Below are 20,648 nucleotides of genomic sequence, written 5' to 3'. Positions count from 1 at the left end.
CGTCCGCCCGGTCTTTTGCCATTACCCGATTGCAGAGGATTGACGATGAACATGATTCCCCTACGCGCCGCCATCGCCGCCGCGCTGCTGAGCGTTGCCGTTGGCGCCACGGCCAAGCCCCTGGTGGTCTGCACAGAAGCCAGTCCGGAAGGCTTCGACATGGTCCAGTACACGACTGCAGTCACCGCCGATGCCGTGGCGGAAACCATTTTCAATCGCCTGGCCGATTTCAAGCCCGGCACCACTGAAGTGATTCCGGCCCTGGCCGAATCCTGGGACATCAGTGACGACGGCCTGGCGTACACCTTCCACCTGCGCAAGGGCGTCAAGTTCCACACCACCGACTATTTCAAGCCGACCCGCGACATGAACGCCGACGACGTGGTCTGGAGTTTCCAGCGCCAGCTGGACCCGAACCACCCCTGGCACAAACTGTCGAGCGTGGGTTTCCCGTACTTTGAAAGCATGGGCTTCAAGGAGCTGCTGAAAAACGTCGAGAAAGTCGACGAGCACACGGTCAAGTTCACCCTGACCCGCCGCGAAGCGCCGTTCCTGGCCGACATCGCCATGGCGTTCTCTTCGATCTACCCGGCTGAATACGCCGACCAGTTGCTCAAGGCAGGCAAGGCCGGCGACTTGAACAGCAAGCCGATCGGCACCGGCCCGTTCGTGTTCCAGCGCTATAACAAGGACGCCCAGGTTCGCTTCAAGGCCAACCCGGACTACTTCCGCGGCAAGCCACCGGCGGATGCGCTGGTATTGGCCATCGCCACCGACAACAACGTGCGCATGCAGAAGCTCAAGACCAACGAGTGCCAGATCGCGCTGTATCCAAAACCCGATGACATCCCCAGCATCAAGAAAGACCCGAACCTGAAGGTCACCGAGCTGGACGCGATGACCGTCTCGTATACCGCGTTGAACACCAGCAAGAAGTACATGAGCGACGTGCGGGTGCGCAAAGCCATCGACCTGGCCTTCGACAAGGAAGCCTACGTCAACGCGCTGTTCGGCAAGGGCAACGCCACCGTGGCGGTCAACCCCTACCCGCCGACACTGCTGGGTTTCAACCACGACCTGAAGAACCCGACCCGCGACTTGGACAAAGCCCGCCAGTTGCTCAAGGAAGCCGGCGTGCCGGAAGGCACCGTGTTCACCCTGTTCACCCGCAACGGTGGCGGCCCGACCAACCCCAACCCGATGCTCGGCGCGCAGATGATGCAGGCCGACCTGGCGAAAGTCGGGATCAAGGTCGACATCCGCGTGATGGAATGGGGCGAAATGCTCAAGCGCGCGAAAAACGGCGAGCACGACATGGTCTCCGCCGGATGGGCGGGCGACAACGGCGACCCGGATAACTTCCTGACGCCTATGCTCAGTTGCGAGGCCGCCAAGAACGGCGAAAACTACGCGCGCTGGTGCAACGAGAAATTCCAGGCGCTGCTCGACCAGGCACGCGCCACAGTGAACCCCGAGGAGCGCGCCAAGCTCTATGAGCAGGCCCAGGTGATTTTCAACCAGGACCAGCCATGGATCAGCATGGCCCACACCCGCATGTTCACGGCAATGCGCAAGAACGTAGAGGGCTACGTGATTAGCCCGCTCACCACCAACAACTTCGCCACCACCCAGGTGAAGTAGATAAGAAAACGCCCGGTATCCCTGATCCCAGGGATTGCCGGGCACGCCTAACCGGCTGATGAGGTACACCTGAAGATGTTTAGTTTTATTGCCCGCCGACTGGGATTATTGATCCCCACGTTCTTCGGCATCACCTTGCTGACCTTCGCGTTGATTCGCATGATCCCCGGCGACCCCGTGGAAGTGATGATGGGCGAACGTCGGGTCGATCCCGAAATGCATGCACAGGCAATGGAACGCCTTGGCCTCAACAAACCGCTGTATGCCCAATACCTGGACTACATCGGCAAACTGGCCCAGGGCGATCTCGGCGAATCGCTGCGCACCCGTGAAAGCGTCTGGACCGAGTTCAGCTCCCTGTTTCCCGCGCCCCTGGAACTGTCCATGGCCGCCCTGTTGTTCGCCGGTATCCTGGGCCTGTTGGCCGGGGTGATCGCGGCCCTCAAGCGAGGATCCCTGTTCGACCATGGGGTGATGGGCATCTCCCTGGCGGGGTATTCGATGCCGATCTTCTGGTGGGGCCTGATCCTGATCATGTTCTTCTCGGTGTCCCTGGGCTGGACGCCGGTGTCGGGACGGATCGACCTGCTCTACGACATCGAGCCGAAAACCGGCTTCATGCTCATCGACACGCTGCTGGCCGACGAGCCGGGCGCGTTCCTCGATGCCCTGCATCATTTGATCCTGCCGGCCATCGTGCTGGGCACCATTCCGCTGGCGGTGATCGCCCGCATGACCCGTTCTTCGATGCTCGAAGTGCTGCGCGAAGACTACATCCGCACCGCCAAGGCCAAGGGCCTGTCGCCATCGCGCGTGGTGTTCGTGCACGGCCTGCGCAACGCACTGATCCCGGTGCTGACCGTGGTCGGCCTGCAAGTCGGCACGCTGCTGGCCGGTGCGGTCCTGACCGAAACGATCTTCTCCTGGCCGGGCATCGGCAAGTGGCTGATCGAAGCCATCGGCGCCCGGGACTATCCCGTGGTGCAGAACGGCATCCTGTTAATCGCCTGCCTGGTGATTCTGGTCAACTTCGTCGTGGACATCCTCTACGGCTTTGCCAACCCACGCATCCGTCACCAGCGCTGAGATCAAGACCATGAGTACTCCAACTACCGCGGTAGCAGTCGATCAAAGCCTGCTGTACCCGTCCGCGTACAAAGAATTCTGGCACGCGTTTTCCCGCAACAAGGGCGCCGTCGCCGGGCTGCTGTTCATGATCCTGATCGTGTTCTGCGCGATCTTCGCGCCGTTGGTCGCGCCGCACGACCCGAGCGAGCAATACCGCGACTTCCTGCTGACGCCGCCGGCGTGGCTTGAAGGCGGGCAGATGCAGTTTCTGCTGGGCACCGACGAACTGGGCCGCGACCTGCTGTCGCGCCTGATCCAAGGTTCGCGGCTGTCGCTGCTGATCGGCTTGTCATCGGTGGTGATGTCGTTGATTCCGGGCATTCTGCTGGGGCTGTTCGCCGGGTTCTTCCCGCGCATCCTCGGCCCGACCATCATGCGCCTGATGGACATCATGCTCGCCCTGCCGTCGCTGCTCCTGGCCGTGGCGATCGTCGCCATCCTCGGCCCAGGCCTGATCAACACCGTGATCGCCATCGCCATCGTCTCGCTGCCGTCCTACGTGCGCCTGACCCGTGCCGCCGTGATGGGCGAGCTGAACCGCGACTACGTGACCGCCGCCCGCCTGGCCGGCGCCGGCCTGCCGCGCCTGATGTTCATCACCGTGCTGCCCAACTGCATGGCACCGCTGATCGTCCAGGCGACCTTGAGCTTTTCCTCGGCGATCCTCGACGCCGCCGCCCTGGGCTTCCTCGGCCTCGGCGTCCAGCCACCGACCCCTGAGTGGGGCACCATGCTGGCTTCGGCCCGCGACTACATCGAACGCGCCTGGTGGGTCGTGAGCCTGCCTGGCTTGACCATTTTGCTCAGCGTGCTGGCAATCAACCTGATGGGCGACGGGCTGCGCGATGCGCTGGACCCGAAACTCAAGAATGCCGCCTGAGGAGATTCCCATGTCACTGCTAGAAATCAAGAATCTCAACGTCCGCTGCGGCGACGCCACCGCCGTGCCGGTGGTCGACGGCCTCGACCTGAGCGTAGACAAAGGCGAAGTCCTGGCGATCGTCGGCGAATCGGGCTCGGGTAAATCCGTGACCATGATGGCGCTGCTGGGGCTGATCGAGCACCCCGGCATCGTCACCGCCGATGCGCTGAACTTCGACGGCAAGAACATGCTCAAGCTGAGCAACCGCCAGCGCCGGCAGATCGTCGGCAAGGACCTGGCGATGGTCTTCCAGGACCCGATGACCGCGCTCAACCCCAGCTACACCGTGGGCTTCCAGATCGAAGAAGTGCTGCGCCTGCACCTGAAGATGTCCGGCAAGGCCGCCCGCAAGCGCGCCATCGAGCTGCTGGAAAAAGTCGAGATCCCCGGCGCCTCTAGCCGCATGGACGCCTACCCGCATCAATTGTCCGGCGGCATGAGCCAGCGCGTGGCGATTGCCATGGCGATTGCCGGCGAGCCGAAGCTGCTGATCGCCGACGAACCGACCACCGCCCTCGACGTGACCATCCAGGCCCAGATCATGGACCTGCTGCTGGCCCTGCAAAAAGAGCAGAACATGGGCCTGGTGCTGATCACTCACGACTTGGCCGTCGTCGCTGAAACCGCCCAGCGCGTGTGCGTGATGTACGCCGGCCAAGCCGTGGAAGTTGGCCAGGTGCCGCAGCTGTTCGACATTCCGGCTCATCCGTACAGCGAAGCGCTGCTCGCGGCGATTCCGGAACACAGCATGGGCGCCGAGCGCCTGGCGACCTTGCCCGGCATCGTCCCCGGTCGCTACGACCGTCCGCAAGGTTGCTTGCTGTCGCCGCGCTGCCCGTACGTGCAGGACAACTGCCGTCAACAACGTCCAGGCCTCGATCCGAAATCCAACAGCCTCGCCCGCTGCTTCTACCCGTTGAACCAGGAGGTGGCGTGATGGCCGTCGTACTTACCGCCCGTGACCTGACCCGTCATTACGAAGTGTCCCGTGGCATGTTCAAGGGCCATGCGACCGTGCGCGCCCTCAACGGTGTGTCGTTCGAACTGGAAGCCGGCAAGACCCAGGCCGTGGTGGGCGAATCAGGTTGCGGCAAATCCACCCTCGCCCGGGCCCTGACGCTGATCGAAGAGCCGTCCGCCGGCTCCTTGAAGATCGCCGGGCAAGAAGTGGCCGGCGCCAACAAGGCCGAACGCAAGCAGCTGCGCAAAGACGTGCAGATGGTCTTCCAGCGCCCTTCCGCGTCCCTCAACCCGCGGCAGAAAATCGGTGATCAACTGGCCGAGCCATTGCTGATCAACACCAACCTGTCGGCCACCGAGCGGCGGGAGAAAGTCCAGGCGATGATGAAGCAGGTGGGCTTGCGTCCCGAGCACTACCAGCGCTACCCGCACATGTTCTCCGGCGGCCAGCGCCAGCGCATCGCCCTGGCCCGCGCCATGATGCTGCAGCCCAAGGTGCTGGTGGCGGATGAGCCAACGTCGGCGCTGGACGTGTCGATCCAGGCCCAGGTGCTGAACCTGTTCATGGATTTGCAGCAGGAATTCAACACCGCCTACGTGTTCATTTCCCACAACCTGGCGGTGGTGCAGCACGTGGCTGACGACGTGATGGTGATGTACCTCGGCCGCCCAGTTGAAATGGGCCCCAACGAGTCCATCTACAGCCGCCCACTGCACCCGTCCACCCAGGCGCTGCTGTCGGCCACCCCGGCCATCCCCCCGGCCCCGACCAAGCCGAAGATCAAGATCGTCGGCGAACTGCCCAACCCGCTCACCCCGCCGTCCGGCTGCGCTTTCCACAAGCGCTGCCCGTATGCCACCGAGCGTTGCAAGGCTGAAGAGCCGGCGTTGCGGCCGTTGGATAACCGGCTGGTGGCGTGTCACTACGCCGAGCGGTTCCTCGACGGCGCGGCGTGAGGCTAAAAGGCTAAAAGGCTAAAAGGCTAAAAGGCTAAAAGGCAGCAAAGCACTTAAGGCAGAAAAGCCCTTGTGGCGAGGGAGCTTGCTCCCGCTGGACTGCGCAGCAGTCCCCAAAAAGGGCCGCTACGCGCCCCAGCGGGAGCAAGCTCCCTCGCCACGGGCAATAAAAAACCTCCAGTCCGATCAGGGCTGGAGGTTTTTTATGTCGGACATCTACGTCTGGCTATCGCCCTCCGCATCCTCATCGTCATCCGGCGTGTCGATTGGCGAACCATCATCATCCTCGCCATCATCCGGATCGCCTGCATCCGCATCGGTCGCGGCAAGCATCAACTCGCCCTGCGCCACCGATCCGCTCGATGCATGTTTTTCATGCTCATCGCACTCAGCCCAGGCAACCGTTGAACCGAGGGACAGCATCACCAACACCTTCAGCAAAAACATCATGCGTAGCAGATTATTCATAGCCATTTCCTTCTTTTCCGGATTAAAGCCGGGGCCCGACGGCATTCAAGAGAATCTAGTTCTGAACTGCCCGGTTCACCAGATAAGACGCCACCGAACCACCAGAAATGCCCCCGCACGACAGAATGGTTTCGAATAAGCGTTATCTCAAAACCAACTAACACCCAAACCCAGTGTGGGAGCGAGCCTGCTCGCGAAGAGGCCGGCACATCCAACATCCAGGCAAGCTGACCCACCGCTATCGCGAGCAGGCTTTGCTCCCACAGGTTGGGTCCACGAGATTGGTGTGAAGACCCCGGCCACTTTAACGGCAGGCATCGAGCCTTACAGACAAATACCCAGGCACACGGAGTGCTAGTCCCGAGGCTACATCGCCTTGCGCCTTTGCCTACAACTAAGCCAGAATCCGCCCGCTTGTGCGCCTGGGGGCGGGACTTTATGGTTACCGGGTCGCTGAAAATCAGCGGTCGGGTTTAGCGACCTGAACCATAGGCACGTAAGCAGCCATGCTTTATTGCGGGATTTCATCGCAATTACGTTATGGCGGCTGTATGTGGGAGACCTTCGGGTCTGCCGGGTGCCTATGTCCGGTTCGCTAACCTGCGTGCAGTCGCCGCCATTCTGTTTAGCGACAGGTCTTGGCGGCTTCTATTCCCCATAGGAGCGTTACCATGTTCAAAGCCACACCCAACCCACCAGAATCAGACCCAACATCTTCCTACTCCAGCCTAGACCCGGAAAAATTCCGCCAACGCCATGATCAGCGACCTGGCATTCGCCCTTGAAGGCTCTCGTCGACAGGTTGCGATGGGGATCCTGCAAGTGATTGAGGTCAGTGAATTGCTGGCGAACCGGGCGCTGGATATCGCCGATCCACGTTAGCAACTTGCTCCAATGAAAGGGCTGGACCTCAGCCCGGCAGCCCGCTTTTATGCAAGCTGACCCACCGCCATCGCGAGCAAGCTCGCTCCCACAGGGGAGTTTCGGCTGACCGGGAAATTGAGTACTGGCACAGGCCCCATGTGAGGCAGGGGGTTGGACACAGTTGCAGTGCCCAACACAAATCCCCTGTGGGAGCGAGCTTGCTCGCGAAGACGGCGGCACATTCAACATAAATGCTGACTGATCCAGCGCTATCGCGAGCAAGCTCGCTCCCACAATGGGTCACACTTGATACTTAGTGATGCTCCCGCGTCGCACGGAACTTCACGTCCGGCCAGCGCTCTTCCATCAGCGCCAGGTTGACCCGTGTCGGCGCCAGGTAGGTCAAATGCCCACCACCATCCAGCGCAAGGTTTTCCACGGCCTTGTTGGAGAATTCCTCGAGCTTTTTCTTGTCGTCGCATTCAATCCAACGAGCGGAATACACGGTGATCGGCTCGTAGGAGCATTCGACCTTGTATTCCTCTTTCAAGCGGCTGGCGACGACGTCGAACTGCAGCACACCGACGGCACCCAGGATGATGTCGTTGCTGCGCTCCGGGAAGAACACCTGGGTGGCGCCCTCTTCGGCCAGTTGCTGCAGGCCTTGGCGCAGTTGCTTGGACTTGAGCGGGTCCTTCAGGCGCACGCGGCGGAACAGTTCCGGGGCGAAGTGCGGGATGCCGGTGAAGCCCAGGGCTTCGCCTTCGGTGAAGGTGTCGCCGATCTGGATGGTGCCGTGGTTGTGCAGGCCGATGATGTCACCGGCGAAGGCCTCTTCCAGTTGCTCGCGCTCCGAGGAAAAGAACGTCAGGGCGTCGCCGATGCGCACGTCCTTGCCGGTGCGCACGTGGCGCATCTTCATGCCTTTTTCGTACTTGCCAGAGCAGATGCGCATGAAGGCGATGCGGTCGCGGTGCTTGGGGTCCATGTTCGCCTGGATCTTGAACACGAAGCCGGCGAACTTTTCTTCCACCGGCTCCACGGTGCGTTCGTTGGCGACACGGGCCAGCGGACGCGGGGCCCAGTCGACTACCGCGTCGAGCACATGGTCGACGCCGAAGTTGCCCAGGGCGGTCCCGAAGAACACCGGGGTCAGTTGGCCGTCGAGGAATTCCTGCTGGTTGAACTCATGGCAGGCGCCCTGCACCAGTTCCAGTTGCTCGACAAAACGATCGTACTCGTCGCCCAGGTGGGCGCGGGCTTCGTCGGAATCGAGCTTCTCGATGATCTTGACTTCGGTGCGCTCGTGCCCGTGACCGGCGGTGTAGACGATGATGTAGTCGTCGGCCAGGTGGTACACGCCCTTGAAGTCGCGGTAGCAACCGATCGGCCAAGTGATCGGTGCGGCCTTGATCTTCAGGACCGCTTCGATCTCGTCGAGCAATTCGATCGGGTCGCGGATGTCACGGTCGAGTTTGTTGATGAAGCTGACGATCGGCGTGTCCCGCAGACGGCAGACGTCCATCAGCGCGATGGTCCGTGGCTCGACGCCCTTACCGCCGTCGAGGACCATCAAGGCCGAGTCCACCGCGGTCAGGGTGCGGTAGGTGTCTTCGGAGAAGTCTTCGTGGCCCGGGGTGTCGAGCAGGTTGATCATGTGCTCGCGATACGGGAACTGCATGACCGACGTGGTAATGGAAATACCCCGTTGTTTTTCCATTTCCATCCAGTCGGAGGTGGCATGGCGGTCGGACTTGCGGGATTTCACCGTGCCGGCCACCGCAATCGCCTTGCCCATCAGCAAGAGCTTTTCGGTGATGGTGGTCTTACCGGCATCGGGGTGGGAAATAATGGCGAAAGTGCGGCGTTTCGCGACTTCGGCGGCCTGTTTGGTCATGGGAAATCGCCTGGCAGGTGATTCAAAAAAGGGCGGCGATTATAGCTCAACTTGTGCCAGGAACCGAACCGTTGAGCATATCCGGGGTGGCCAAATGCTGCCCCACATGGGAACCTTTTGCCCCGTGGAGGCGTCCACCTCCCTGATACGAGCAACCGTCAGGGCCTGAAAAATCAGCAAGTTAGCCTGACGAGGCTGCGCTCATGGCTCGCTTTGACGGTCGTTTACCGGCCTCGAAAAGAGCTGCTTCTCGCGAACGTTTTCCCGGCAACCCGTGATGGTTTGCCGCCCGGGGAGGCGTGCGCCGACTGAAAGACAAAGGAGTCCGCCTGTGGCTATCCGCTATGGCAAAGGGCTTATCGGGGGTGCGGTCGTCGTCGCCCTCCTGGCCCTGTTGGTCCACTGGATCGGCATCGATACGATCCAACGCTACCGCGACGATCTGCTGTTCTACCTGCAAGCGCACCTGATGCTTGTACTGGCTTCCATGTTGGCGGCCCTGATGGTTGGCATCCCCGCCGGCATCGTCCTCAGCCGCCCCGGCATGGTCGGGCGCGCCGAACGCTTCATGCAAGTGTTCAACATCGGCAATACCGTGCCGCCCCTGGCTGTGCTGGCCATCGCCCTCGGCATCCTGGGCATCGGCAGCGGGCCCGCCATCTTCGCCCTGTTCCTCGCCTCGCTGTTGCCCATTGTGCGCAACACCTATGAAGGCCTGAAAAACGTCCAGGGCTCCCTCAAGGAAGCCGCCGTCGGCATCGGCATGACCCCGCGCCAGGTGCTGTGGAAAGTCGAGTTGCCCAACGCCGTGCCGATCATCGTCGGTGGCGTGCGCGTAGCGTTAGCGATCAACGTCGGCACCGCCCCGCTGGCTTTCCTGATCGGTGCCAACAGCCTCGGCAGCCTGATCTTCCCCGGCATTGCCTTGAACAACCAGCCGCAATTGTTGCTCGGCGCCGCCTGCACGGCGCTGCTGGCATTGCTGCTCGACGGTCTGGTGACACTCGCCAGCCGCCTCTGGCTGGAACGTGGCTTGCGCCCGTCCTGAGCCTGGCTGGATAAAGGAATCGTTATGAAGAAGTTGAGCTTGCTCCTGGGCTGCCTGTTGCTGTTCGCAGGGTTTGCCCAAGCCGCAGAAAAACCGCTGATCCGTCTCGGCGCCCGGGTGTTCACCGAGCAGACACTGCTGGCGGAAATCACCGCACAGTATTTGCGCAGCAAGGGCTACGACGCGCAGGTCACCGGCGGCCTGGGCAGCACCCTGGCCCGCAGTGCCCATGAGACCGGGCAATTGGACTTGCTCTGGGAATACACCGGCGTGTCACTGGTGTCCTACAACCATGTCACGGAAAAACTCGACAGCGCCCAGTCCTACGCCCGGGTGAAAGAACTCGACGCGAAAAAAGGCCTGGTCTGGCTCGCACCGTCGAAATTCAGCAACACCTACGCCCTGGCCCTGCCGGAGAAAGTCGCGAAGAAATACCCGCAGATCAACTCCATCAGCCAGTTGAACGCGGTGTTGCAGGCCGAGGCCGACGAGCACCATCTGGTGGCGCTGGACACCGAGTTCGCCAACCGCTCCGACGGTCTGGCCGGCATGGTCGAACAGTACGGCATGAACCTGACCCGCAAGAGCATCCGGCAAATGGACGCGGGCCTGGTTTACACCGCCCTGCGCAACAGCCAAGTCTTCGCCGGCTTGGTCTACACCACCGACGGGCGCCTGAATGCGTTCAAATTGAAGCTGCTGGAAGACGACAAGCATTACTTCCCCGACTACACCGCCGCGCCGGTGGTGCGCCAGGCATTCCTCGATACGCATCCGCAATTGGCCGCGCAGCTCAAGCCCCTGGCCGAGCTATTCGACGATGAAACCATGCGCCAGCTCAACGCCCGGGTAGACGTCGATCACGAAAGCCCTTCCGCCGTTGCCGCCGATTTCCTGCGCCAGCATTCGCTGCTCTCAACCCAATGACCTGGAGGAAAAGCCATGGATTTTCTTGACGCCTTTTCCCATCTGGACTGGCCGCTGGTGCTGCACCTGACCTGGCAGCACATTACCCTGGTGGGCATCGCCGTGACCCTGGCGATTGTCATCGGTGTGCCACTGGGCATTTTCATGACCCGCTTCCCGGCGCTTGCCGGCCCTCTGCAAGCCAGCGCCACGGTGCTGCTGACGATCCCGTCAATCGCGCTGTTCGGGCTGCTGTTGCCGTTCTACTCCAAGTTCGGCCAGGGCCTGGGGCCGATGCCGGCGATCACCGCGGTGTTTCTCTACTCACTGCTGCCGATCATGCGCAACACCTACCTGGCCTTGACCGGCGTCGAACCGGGCATCCGTGAGGCCGCTCGCGGCATCGGCATGACCTTCGCCCAGCGCCTGCGCATGGTCGAACTGCCCATCGCCGTGCCGGTGATCCTGGCCGGCGTACGCACCGCCGTGGTCATGAACATCGGCGTCATGACCATCGCCGCCACCATCGGCGCCGGTGGCCTGGGCGTGCTCATCCTCGCTTCCATCAGCCGCAGCGACATGTCGATGCTGATCGTCGGCGCCGTGTTGGTCAGCCTCCTGGCCATCTTCGCCGACCTGCTTCTGCAATGGCTGCAACGCTCGCTGACCCCAAAAGGATTATTGAAATGATCGAACTTCAGAACCTCAGCAAAACCTTCAAGAGCAACGGCAAAGACGTCAAGGCCGTGGACTCGGTGAACCTGATCGTCAACGAAGGCGAGATTTGCGTGTTCCTCGGGCCGTCGGGCTGTGGCAAGAGCACCACGTTGAAGATGATCAACCGGTTGATCCCGCCGACCTCGGGCAAGGTCTTGATCAACGGCGAAGACACCACCGGCCTCGACGAAGTGACCCTACGCCGCAACATCGGCTACGTGATCCAGCAGATCGGTCTGTTCCCGAACATGACCATCGAGGAAAACATCACCGTGGTCCCGCGCCTGCTGGGTTGGGACAAGCAGAAATGCCACGACCGTGCCCGCGAATTGATGAGCATGATCAAACTCGAACCCAAGCAATACCTGCACCGCTACCCCCGTGAATTGTCCGGCGGTCAGCAGCAGCGGATCGGCGTGATCCGTGCGTTGGCGGCCGATGCGCCGCTGTTGCTGATGGACGAACCGTTCGGCGCAGTCGACCCGATCAACCGCGAGATGATCCAGAACGAGTTCTTCGAGATGCAACGGGCGCTTAACAAGACCGTAATCATGGTCAGCCACGACATCGACGAGGCCATCAAGCTGGGGGATAAGATCGCGATCTTCCGCGCCGGCAAGCTGGTGCAATGCGATCACCCGGATACGCTGCTGGCGCATCCGGCCGACGAGTGCGTCAGCAACTTCGTGGGCCAGGACAGTACGCTCAAGCGGCTGTTGCTGGTGAAGGCCGAAGACGCGGCGGACAACGCCCCGTCGGTCAGCCCCGAGACGCCGGTGGCCGAGGCGCTGGAGTTGATGGACGAACACGACCGGCGCTACGTGGTGGTCACCTGTGCCGAGAACAAGGCCCTGGGTTACGTCCGCCGTCGCGACCTGCACCGCCAGACCGGCACGTGCGGACAATACCTGCGCGAGTTCAACGCCACCGCCGCCTACGACGAACACCTGCGGATCCTGCTGTCGCGCATGTACGAGTTCAATCGCTCGTGGCTGCCGGTGCTGGATGCCGAGCGGGTGTTCCTTGGCGAAGTGACCCAGGAATCGATTGCCGAGTACCTGAGCTCCGGTAAGTCTCGTGGGGGCAAGACCAGTATTGTTTCGCCGGCCGAAATAGCGTCCACCTGACGCTTATAACTGGACCCTGAGCACCTGGGAAAACAACCATTGCGGACTGAGCTTGGTGAACACCGAATAGTTGATCTCTACGGTTCTGCCCTTGTTTTTCGATACCCAGATCGGGTCAAGAACAAAAAGGTTGGGTCTACCGGCCGTCACCAACTGGTGGGGCGTATCAAGAATGCTCTCTCCCACGGCTCGTACGCGCAAGGTCGAGCCGGACGGAGCTGGAGCGTTGACCGTAACGGTCCGCGACGAGTAACTGGGCGCCGAAAGAAACAACGCCTGGGGATCAATCGTCAGAAAACGCGTCCCGGACTCCAGGGTTTCACCGGTGCCGCTTTTCGTGATGGTGTAGCTCACCGGGACGATGAGCCCGATGCTATCGATCACCTCGGTGCGGGGAATCTGCACCTGTTTGTTTGCCGGGAGGTCGCCATACACGAGCGGCGGGCTACGGTACGGCACGCGGCCTCCCCAATGAATGCTCAAGCTATCGGCGGCCGCAATGCCATCGATGGGTAATTGCACGCTGAGATATTCATCTCGATAGATATCGCGGGTGATTAGACGGTCGCCAGATTCGGCGCTGTAAGCCTTGGGGACGGTGGGCGCGACCAAAACAGGTGTAGGGATAACCGCAGAGACAGCTTGGTCCGTCTTCACATATTGGAAACTGAAATGACCTTGTGGGGTGGCGGGCAATGTGACCCGAACGATAGGGACAAAGAGGCCGTTGGTGCGCTCATGAAAGTTCTTTTGGGCGGTCCTGGAAGCTTCCAGATCGTTTGAGCCAGAGATCCAGAAGAATGCCTGGATAGGCAGCGGTGCCGGGTTTCTTTGCGCCCAGGCTTCGATTCGAAGTTCGTTGTGATCCTTGAAGTTGTACTCGGCGCCTCCGGCATCGAGTTCAACAAGCTTTCTGACTTGCAGTCCCGCATTGAAGTTAGCCACCGCTTGCTCATTCAACGCATCATTGACCATCCAGGCGCAACTGGCAGGATTTCCGTAACCCACCCTTCGAAAATGAACCAGCCAGGCCTTGGCAGTGAAAATATTCTGTTCATTGCAGGGCTTGCTCAAGGGGTAGACAAACTGAGTGATACTGTCACGGCAGCCTCGAGCGCCCGGTTTACTGCGATAGACCGTGGCGCCATCGTAGGGGAAATAACAGAGGATCGAGGGCCTTATCTTTCCCTGTGGTGCGTGAAGGGTGGGATAAAAAATATAGCCATGCCGGGCGTCGTTGTTGCCCCAAGGCGCAGCACCAAACTTGGCGTCGGCCCTCAGGTAGGAAAACGAACCCGCACCGGTCGTCCTGGAAAATTCGCTATGGTCCCAAGGATCGAAGTTTCCTGCGTAGGTCGTGCGCGCTACGACACCTGAACATAAAAATGCCGGAGCCGTGGCAGAACCGCAGTTAACCGCAGTGTCGTAATAGCTGCGGGTCAAGGCAGCCGCCGTCGCTTCCCCTGATTGCGCGGTCTTATCCACCAGCGCTTCGCCAAAAGAAAGCGGAGAAAGACAAAAACCCGCCAGCAGTATCAACATCCTCTTTGATTCTTTACGAATAAAATTTGTCATGTTCTCTCCGTGATTCCGGACAGGCCAACAGGCTATCCCAGCCTTTTAATGAGGATTGCACCGGTTATCACCTGGCAACTTCATAATCACGTCATGGGCAACGTAGGGACGCGCGGGCTCAAGGCTCCACATCGATTTATTCTCGGCAATGTCGGGGGAATCAAGATGACATGCCAGCTGCCGGCGCATGCTGCTGCCCATGTTGTCGAAACTCCAGTCCTTGCGATTCGGGTCAAGGGCAGCAGCCTTGATCGCCAATTCGGCCAGGACGACGTTGGTTTTCCCTACGCCGGCTTTTCTACCACACGCCGTAGGCGTGATCTTGAGTGATGAAATTTTCCCGAGGACGGGCTCTATATAATTGTTATCCCACTCGATCTTTTCTATGTAGTTGTCGCAGGAACGACTGTCCACGGGGGGTTGAACCTGCTGATCGACGGAAACGTAAAGAAATTTCGCGTCTTCAGCGATCGAGTTCGGAAATTGTATTTTGACGATGGGCCTCCAAGTATTACCTTGCTCCACCCAACGGCGTTGATCATCTCGTGCGAGATCACGCGCGGTATACGTTTTCGTAGTTCTGTCAATATAATCCACACCACTTTCATAAATAAATGCGGCAATGGGAAGTTCCAGATACGTGGCCTTCGCCGAGTCACCATCACTGGCGACGGACGCATCAAACTTCACCCGTTCGCGGCTGCTCCAATCCCTTTTCCAGTATTTATTATCCGGCCAGGTTTCAATTCGCAGCTCCGTCTGGGTATGTATCGCATCGCCCATTTCATCAGGATCGGTGGCAAGAATTTTCCGTGCTTCGATAAAGGTGTTGAATGCATCGGCCTTGTTATAGGTACCAAAGTAGTCTTTCGTGGTATCGAAACCGCATTGAAATCTGTGTGCCTTGGTCGCCTCAGGATCCCGGGTTTGCCGGTTATAGTGCTCCATCCACGCCTTGGCATTGCTGATACTCAGTTTCTGGCAATGGTCCTCGACGACGCCCAGTGTATTCGCCTTCTCCTGGTAGTCACCACAACCGCTATTGGTTCGGTCATTCGTCCAGGAATCGATAGGAAAGGCACACAGCACTTTGATTTTGAACTGGGTCTTTTCATCCACAAAATCGTTTGGCGTAAAGGCAAAACCGTTGAACCTAAGCATGCCTAGCCCGTTGAACTCTGCATCTTTTCTTAAATATGAAACCGATGTGCCACCCGCCGCAATACCCGTCCCCCCAGCCTCAAGACTATGTGAAAACGGACTGGCATCCCACGGCAAATAACTTTGTTTACTGGCGATACCTCGAAGTATTAGCCCAGAGCAATCAGACGCCAGCCTGCCGCTTCCACAATCCCGTGCGGTCAATCGATACCAGTATTCCATCAATTTGGCGGTATCAGTGCCTGGATCTGCCTGTAACAGGCTGGAAGCTGATACAACCCCCAAAAACAAAGACGTATTTAATAACTGTATGACCCGACGCTTGCACATGATCTCTCCTAGCGCGCTTCGCGCTCAACTCGGCCAGCATTAAAAACCCGCTCAATAAAACTGCGCACTTGGACAAAATCCAAATACCTGCTCCATTGAGCGCTGGAAAAATCCGGCCTTCATTGTTCGGTAGTCACTTCGACGCGCCTACTGTCAGAACTTACAGTTCATAGAACTTATCTAAACGTTTTCCTCATAACCAACCGATCATTTATCAACAAACGAACTGAGGGAAGCGTCGAGGCACCATGGTCTATGCCGCTCATTCATGCGCTTGGTTGAACGCAGGAGCGGCGCGTTTTTTTTGAAAAATGCGGACGGCTCGATAGTCTAAAAACATCCGGGTATTTCAAAAGCGCCTAACGACGTAGTCGCAATGTCCGCCTGATCGCGCTTTTCAGGGCGGCTTCGCCACCCAGCGGGAGCAAGCTCCCTCGCCACAAGAGCATGCGTGAAACCGATCCGAGGGAACGTCAATCTGTCACGCTGGTCGGTTACATCATGAGCTGTCGCGGGCCGCACGACGGAGACGTGCAAAAACGCGACATTTTTAGTTGATCTCAGGCCCCTCACGCCCTAAAGTTCGCGCCGAACGTCCATGCTGGAAACGATCCATCCGGCTCAAGTACTGACGACGAGACAGCAAGGCCAAGGGAATCAAGCGTCCCATGGCCTTTTTGCTTTCGGCGACATGCCTTGGGAAGTAGGCGAACCAAAGTGGGGATACGGAGGACGTTCACGAGGGCTGCTTGCCCTCACACCCATTGATCCTGATGTTTGCCAGTAGGAGTCCCAAGTATGTCGATCCAGGTCGAAGATTATTTCGCGCGCGAAACTTTCCAGAAAATGAAAGCGTTCGCCGACAAGCAGGAAACCCCGTTCGTGGTGATCGACACCGCGATGATCTCCCAGGCCTATGACGACCTGCGCGCCGGTTTCGAGTTCGCCAAGGTCTACTACGCCGTCAAGGCCAACCCGGCGGTGGAAATCATCGACCTGCTCAAGGGGAAAGGCTCGAACTTCGACATCGCCTCGATCTATGAGCTGGACAAGGTCATGAGCCGTGGCGTCGGCCCGGAGCAGATCAGCTACGGCAACACCATCAAGAAATCCAAGGACATTCGCTACTTCTACGAGAAGGGGGTGCGCCTTTACGCCACCGACTCCGAAGCCGACCTGCGCAACATCGCCAAGGCCGCGCCGGGCTCGAAGGTCTATGTGCGAATTCTCACCGAAGGCTCGACCACCGCTGACTGGCCGTTGTCGCGCAAGTTCGGCTGCCAGACCGACATGGCCATGGACCTGCTGATCCTGGCCCGCGACCTGGGCCTGGTGCCGTACGGCATTTCGTTCCACGTCGGCTCGCAACAGCGCGACATCAGCGTCTGGGACGCGGCCATCGCCAAGGTCAAGGTGATCTTCGAGCGTTTGAAGGAAGAAGACGGCATCGTCCTGAAGCTGATCAACATGGGTGGCGGCTTTCCGGCCAACTACATCACCCGCACCAACAGCCTGGAAACCTACGCCGAGGAAATCATCCGCTTCCTGAAGGAAGACTTCGGTGACGACCTGCCGGAAATCATCCTGGAGCCGGGCCGTTCGTTGATCGCCAACGCCGGGTTCCTGGTCAGCGAAGTGGTGCTGGTGGCGCGTAAGTCCCGTACCGCTGTCGAGCGTTGGGTGTACACAGTTGTGGGCAAGTTCTCCGGCCTGATCGAAACCATGGACGAAGCCATCAAGTTCCCGATCTGGACCGAGAAGAAAGGCGAGATGGAAGAAGTGGTCATCGCTGGCCCGACTTGCGACAGCGCCGACATCATGTATGAGAACTACAAGTACGGGTTGCCGTTGAACCTGGCCATTGGTGAGCGCTTGTATTGGCTGTCGACCGGGGCCTATACCACCAGCTATAGCGCGGTGGAATTCAATGGCTTCCCGCCGCTGAAATCGTTTTACGTGTGATGCGTTTGGGCGTTTGAGCTCGTAGTCCTTGCCCTGTTGCGTAATAAAAAACGGCGCTTTTCAGAAATGGAAGGCGCCGTTTTTTTCCGCTCGTACTCCGATCCAATGGTGGGAGCGAGCTTGCTCGCGATGGCGGCGTCTCAATCGAGGAAGATGTTGGATGTGCCGGCCTCTTCGCGAGCAAGCTCGCTCTCACAGGATTTCGTCGCCTGCCCGTTCATGCAAATGATCGAGGCTTTTAGGTGTGTTTATGAATGCTTCTCGATAACACACGGCATAATGCACGCCGTGATGAACAGTAAATGAACAAGGCAGGCGACGTGTTGAAGAAAACCCTGTTCCAGTTGCACTGGTTTTTCGGCATCAGTGCCGGGCTGGTCCTGGCGTTGATGGGCGTTACCGGGGCGGTGGTGTCGTTCCAGGATGAAATCCTGCGGGCCTTGAACCCGCAGGTGCTGACGGTGGCGAAACAGCCGGCCGGCGTCCTGCCGCCCGCCGAACTGGTGGAACAGATCGAAGCCGCCGCCGGTAAGACCGTCGCCATGCTCTGGGTCGAAACCGACAGCGGCAACGCCGCACGGGTGATCTTCGCCGCGCCCCCTGGGGAAAAACGCGGCGCCATGCGCTATTTCAACCCCTACACCGCGCAGTTCATGGGTGAGGTGACCGGCCAGGATTTCTTCGGCCTGGTGCTCAGGCTGCACCGCGTCCTGACCCTGGACGACGTGGGTCGGCAGATCACCGGTGCCTGCACGCTGATCCTGGTGTTCTTCTGCCTGTCCGGGTTGTACCTGCGCTGGCCGCGCCAGTGGAAAAACTGGCGCGCCTGGCTGACCCTCGATTGGCGAAAAAAAGGCCGCGGCTTCAATTGGGACCTGCACTCGGTGGCGGGCACCTGGTGCCTGGTGTTCTATCTACTGGCGGCACTCACCGGACTGACCTGGTCCTACGAGTGGTACAACAAAGGCGTGACCCGCCTGCTCTCCGATTCGCCGGAAGAGGAACGGGTGCGCAATCGCGGCCCGGCGCCGAGCGGTCCACTTCCCGTGGCTGATTATCGGGCGATGTGGAGCAGCATCTACAGCGCCGCCGGCCCGGGCCTGTCCGCCTACAACGTGCGCATGCCGCCGATGGCCGGGCAACCGGCGACCGTGTTCTATCTGCTGGAAAATTCGCCCCACGACAGGGCACTGAACCAGCTCATCCTCGACCCGGCCACTGGCGTCGTCAGTCGGCACAGCCGCTACAGCGACAAGAGCCTCAAGGCACAGTTGCTCACCAGCGTCTATGCCCTGCATATCGGTAGCTATTTCGGCTTGGTCGGGCGGATCCTGGTCACCGTGGCCGCGCTGACCATGCCGTTGTTCTTCATCACCGGCTGGTTGCTGTACCTGGACCGTCGCCGCAAGCAGCGCCAGGCCAGGAACGCCCGCCAGGCCCTGAGCGCCAACCCGACCGATGCACCGGCCTGGCTGATCGGTTTCGCCAGCCAAAGCGGTTTCGCCGAGCGACTGGCCTGGCAGACCGCAGGCCAACTCCAGGCCGCCGGCTTGCCCGTGAACGTCCAGCCACTGGCCGGTGTTCGTGAGCAAGACCTGAACAACGCCACCCACGCGCTGTTTGTCGTCAGCACCTTTGGCGACGGCGAAGGCCCGGACAGTGCCCGCGGTTTCGAACGCAAGGTCTTGGGCCAGGCCTTGAGCCTGGAGCGCCTGCAGTATTCGGTGCTGGGCCTGGGCGACCGCCAATATGAACACTTTTGCGGCTTCGCCCGGCGACTGCACGCCTGGCTGGCGGAACACGGCGGCAAGACCCTGTTCGCGCCGGTGGAAGTCGACAGCGGCGACCCTTATGCCCTGCGTCACTGGCAACAACAACTGGCCGAACTGACCGGCCACGCGCCCGCGCAGACCTGGCAGGCCCCTCGTTTTGAAAACTGGACGCTGAGCCAACGCACCCTGCTCAACCCCGACAGCAGCGGCTCGGGCGTGTACCTGCTGGGCCTCACCGCCCCCGGGCCGAGCAGTTGGCTGGCCGGTGACCTGGTGGAAATCCTGCCGCGCAATGACCTGTCGGCCATCGAACACTTCCTCACTGGCCTCGGCCTCGCCGGCCACGCGCGCGTACAGGTCGATGGCCTGCCCCAGAGCCTCGACCAGGCCCTGGCGACGCGCCAGTTGCCGGAAAACCGCGCTCATCTGGTCGGCCTGCATGCCCAGGCCCTGGTGGATGCGCGGGCACCGCTGGCGATACGCGAATACTCCCTCGCCTCGATCCCGGCCGACGGCATGCTGGAGCTGATCGTGCGCCAGGAACGCCACCCCGACGGCAGCCTGGGCGTCGGCTCCGGCTGGGTGACCGAGCACGCAGCGCTGGGCAGCGCCATCAGCCTGCGACTGCGCCGCAACAGCAGCTTCCACCTACCGGCCCAGGGTGTACCGATGATCCTGCTGGGCAACGGCACCGGCCTGGCGGGCCTGCGCAGCCTGCTCAAGGCGCGTGTCACCGAAGGCATGCAGCGCAACTGGGTGCTGTTTGGCGAACGCAATCGCGAGCACGATTTCCACTGCCGTGATGAGCTGCAGGAATGGGTGACCTCCGGCGACCTGGAACGCCTGGATCTGGCGTTCTCCCGGGATCAGAAGCAGAAAATCTACGTCCAGGACCGCCTGCTGGAATCGGCCGCGCTGCTCAAGCAATGGCTGGCCGATGGTGCGGTGATCTATGTCTGCGGCAGCTTGCAGGGCATGGCCTCCGGGGTGGACCACGTGCTCAACAGCGTGCTGGGGCGCGAGGCAGTGGAACGACTGATCGAGCAGGGGCGGTATCGGCGGGATGTTTACTGAGGGGCCCCCTGCCAGGGCACTACCCCCTGTGGGAGCGAGCCTGCTCGCGATAGCGGTGTGTCAGACCGGCCTTTGTGGGCGGGGCCACCGGTATAGGGCGGCCGGAGGGGGCGCCGCGGGGGGCGGAGTGGCGGAGCGG

The 20,648-nt window shown here is 60.4% G+C and carries 15 protein-coding genes and 1 pseudogene; 12 read left to right on the top strand and 4 right to left on the bottom strand.

Annotated elements, in window-relative coordinates:
- The first annotated feature begins 45 nt into the window (after nucleotides 1-45).
- The 5 genes from HGO40_RS19220 to HGO40_RS19200 all read left to right on the top strand — a co-directional run bounded on the left by HGO40_RS19220 (nucleotide 46) and on the right by HGO40_RS19200 (nucleotide 5,608).
- The gene (locus tag HGO40_RS19220) at nucleotides 46-1,641 is read left to right on the top strand and encodes an ABC transporter substrate-binding protein (RefSeq protein WP_250964306.1); all 1,596 of its coding nucleotides are present in this window, start codon (nucleotides 46-48) and stop codon (nucleotides 1,639-1,641) included.
- A 75-nt stretch (nucleotides 1,642-1,716) separates the two neighbouring features.
- Nucleotides 1,717-2,727: an ABC transporter permease subunit gene (locus HGO40_RS19215; protein WP_250964305.1), complete on the top strand. Its 1,011-nt coding sequence runs from the start codon at nucleotides 1,717-1,719 to the stop codon at nucleotides 2,725-2,727.
- A 10-nt stretch (nucleotides 2,728-2,737) separates the two neighbouring features.
- A complete protein-coding gene (locus tag HGO40_RS19210; RefSeq protein WP_250964304.1) occupies nucleotides 2,738-3,649 on the top strand; it encodes an ABC transporter permease subunit in 912 nt (303 codons plus the stop codon).
- Nucleotides 3,650-3,659: 10 nt separating this feature from the next.
- A complete protein-coding gene (locus tag HGO40_RS19205; protein ID WP_250964303.1) occupies nucleotides 3,660-4,628 on the top strand; it encodes an ABC transporter ATP-binding protein in 969 nt (322 codons plus the stop codon).
- Nucleotides 4,628-5,608, top strand: a complete 981-nt coding sequence (locus tag HGO40_RS19200) for a peptide ABC transporter ATP-binding protein (protein WP_250964302.1) — start codon at nucleotides 4,628-4,630, stop codon at nucleotides 5,606-5,608. The genes HGO40_RS19205 and HGO40_RS19200 overlap by 1 nt, the downstream gene beginning before the upstream one ends.
- A 216-nt stretch (nucleotides 5,609-5,824) precedes the next feature.
- On the opposite strand, the gene HGO40_RS19195 is transcribed toward HGO40_RS19200, so the two are convergent.
- A complete protein-coding gene (locus HGO40_RS19195; protein WP_250964301.1) occupies nucleotides 5,825-6,076 on the bottom strand; it encodes a hypothetical protein in 252 nt (83 codons plus the stop codon).
- 744 nt (nucleotides 6,077-6,820) lie between these two features.
- Here HGO40_RS19195 and HGO40_RS19190 point away from each other — a divergent pair.
- Nucleotides 6,821-6,958: pseudogene (locus HGO40_RS19190) on the top strand (DUF6124 family protein); the annotation flags it as partial.
- Nucleotides 6,959-7,253: 295 nt separating this feature from the next.
- Here HGO40_RS19190 and HGO40_RS19185 read toward each other — a convergent pair.
- Nucleotides 7,254-8,837 carry a peptide chain release factor 3 gene (locus HGO40_RS19185; protein ID WP_250964300.1) on the bottom strand — a complete coding sequence of 528 codons (1,584 nt, stop codon included), beginning with the start codon at nucleotides 8,835-8,837 and terminating at the stop codon, nucleotides 7,254-7,256.
- A gap of 331 nt (nucleotides 8,838-9,168) precedes the next feature.
- On the opposite strand from HGO40_RS19185, the gene HGO40_RS19180 reads away from it, so the two are divergent.
- The 4 genes from HGO40_RS19180 to HGO40_RS19165 are packed head-to-tail and all read left to right on the top strand — an operon-like array spanning nucleotide 9,169 to nucleotide 12,635.
- Nucleotides 9,169-9,885, top strand: coding sequence for an ABC transporter permease (locus HGO40_RS19180; protein ID WP_250964299.1), 717 nt, complete (start codon nucleotides 9,169-9,171; stop codon nucleotides 9,883-9,885).
- 24 nt (nucleotides 9,886-9,909) lie between these two features.
- Nucleotides 9,910-10,812 carry a glycine betaine ABC transporter substrate-binding protein gene (locus tag HGO40_RS19175; protein WP_250964298.1) on the top strand — a complete coding sequence of 301 codons (903 nt, stop codon included), beginning with the start codon at nucleotides 9,910-9,912 and terminating at the stop codon, nucleotides 10,810-10,812.
- Between the two features lie 15 nt (nucleotides 10,813-10,827).
- Entirely contained in the window at nucleotides 10,828-11,481 is a 654-nt protein-coding gene (locus HGO40_RS19170) for an ABC transporter permease (protein ID WP_250964297.1), read from the top strand.
- On the top strand, nucleotides 11,478-12,635 hold the full coding sequence (locus tag HGO40_RS19165) for an osmoprotectant ABC transporter ATP-binding protein OsmV (protein ID WP_250964296.1): 1,158 nt from the start codon (nucleotides 11,478-11,480) through the stop codon (nucleotides 12,633-12,635). Before HGO40_RS19170 ends, HGO40_RS19165 begins: the two co-directional genes overlap by 4 nt.
- A 3-nt stretch (nucleotides 12,636-12,638) precedes the next feature.
- On the opposite strand, the gene HGO40_RS19160 is transcribed toward HGO40_RS19165, so the two are convergent.
- Nucleotides 12,639-14,210, bottom strand: a complete 1,572-nt coding sequence (locus HGO40_RS19160; protein ID WP_250964295.1) for a hypothetical protein — start codon at nucleotides 14,208-14,210, stop codon at nucleotides 12,639-12,641.
- Nucleotides 14,211-14,255: 45 nt separating this feature from the next.
- Nucleotides 14,256-15,701: a DUF2599 domain-containing protein gene (locus HGO40_RS19155; RefSeq protein WP_250964294.1), complete on the bottom strand. Its 1,446-nt coding sequence runs from the start codon at nucleotides 15,699-15,701 to the stop codon at nucleotides 14,256-14,258.
- 798 nt (nucleotides 15,702-16,499) lie between these two features.
- Between HGO40_RS19155 and HGO40_RS19150 the strand changes: the two genes are divergently transcribed.
- Together HGO40_RS19150 and HGO40_RS19145 are read left to right on the top strand one after the other, a co-directional pair.
- A complete protein-coding gene (locus HGO40_RS19150; RefSeq protein ID WP_250964293.1) occupies nucleotides 16,500-17,663 on the top strand; it encodes a type III PLP-dependent enzyme in 1,164 nt (387 codons plus the stop codon).
- Between the two features lie 320 nt (nucleotides 17,664-17,983).
- Complete coding sequence (locus tag HGO40_RS19145; protein ID WP_250964320.1) at nucleotides 17,984-20,509, top strand: PepSY domain-containing protein; 2,526 nt, start codon at nucleotides 17,984-17,986, stop codon at nucleotides 20,507-20,509.
- Nucleotides 20,510-20,648: the final 139 nt, after the last annotated feature.

Source organism: Pseudomonas sp. CG7, from assembly GCF_023701885.1.
In the GTDB taxonomy this organism is placed as follows: Bacteria; Pseudomonadota; Gammaproteobacteria; order Pseudomonadales; family Pseudomonadaceae; genus Aquipseudomonas; species Aquipseudomonas zanjanensis.
This window is presented reverse-complemented; position numbering and strand designations above follow the sequence as displayed.

Excerpts from the sequence above, each read along its gene's own strand:
- HGO40_RS19185 (WP_250964300.1), bottom strand. The coding sequence starts at position 8,837 with ATGACCAAACAGGCCGCCGAAGTCGCGAAACGCCGCACTTTCGCCATT.
- HGO40_RS19165 (WP_250964296.1), top strand. The coding sequence starts at position 11,478 with ATGATCGAACTTCAGAACCTCAGCAAAACCTTCAAGAGCAACGGCAAA.
- HGO40_RS19150 (WP_250964293.1), top strand. The coding sequence starts at position 16,500 with ATGTCGATCCAGGTCGAAGATTATTTCGCGCGCGAAACTTTCCAGAAA.
- HGO40_RS19205 (WP_250964303.1), top strand. The coding sequence starts at position 3,660 with ATGTCACTGCTAGAAATCAAGAATCTCAACGTCCGCTGCGGCGACGCC.
- HGO40_RS19160 (WP_250964295.1), bottom strand. The coding sequence starts at position 14,210 with ATGACAAATTTTATTCGTAAAGAATCAAAGAGGATGTTGATACTGCTG.
- HGO40_RS19170 (WP_250964297.1), top strand. The coding sequence starts at position 10,828 with ATGGATTTTCTTGACGCCTTTTCCCATCTGGACTGGCCGCTGGTGCTG.
- HGO40_RS19215 (WP_250964305.1), top strand. The coding sequence starts at position 1,717 with ATGTTTAGTTTTATTGCCCGCCGACTGGGATTATTGATCCCCACGTTC.
- HGO40_RS19200 (WP_250964302.1), top strand. The coding sequence starts at position 4,628 with ATGGCCGTCGTACTTACCGCCCGTGACCTGACCCGTCATTACGAAGTG.
- HGO40_RS19195 (WP_250964301.1), bottom strand. The coding sequence starts at position 6,076 with ATGAATAATCTGCTACGCATGATGTTTTTGCTGAAGGTGTTGGTGATG.
- HGO40_RS19210 (WP_250964304.1), top strand. The coding sequence starts at position 2,738 with ATGAGTACTCCAACTACCGCGGTAGCAGTCGATCAAAGCCTGCTGTAC.
- HGO40_RS19155 (WP_250964294.1), bottom strand. The coding sequence starts at position 15,701 with ATGTGCAAGCGTCGGGTCATACAGTTATTAAATACGTCTTTGTTTTTG.
- HGO40_RS19220 (WP_250964306.1), top strand. The coding sequence starts at position 46 with ATGAACATGATTCCCCTACGCGCCGCCATCGCCGCCGCGCTGCTGAGC.
- HGO40_RS19175 (WP_250964298.1), top strand. The coding sequence starts at position 9,910 with ATGAAGAAGTTGAGCTTGCTCCTGGGCTGCCTGTTGCTGTTCGCAGGG.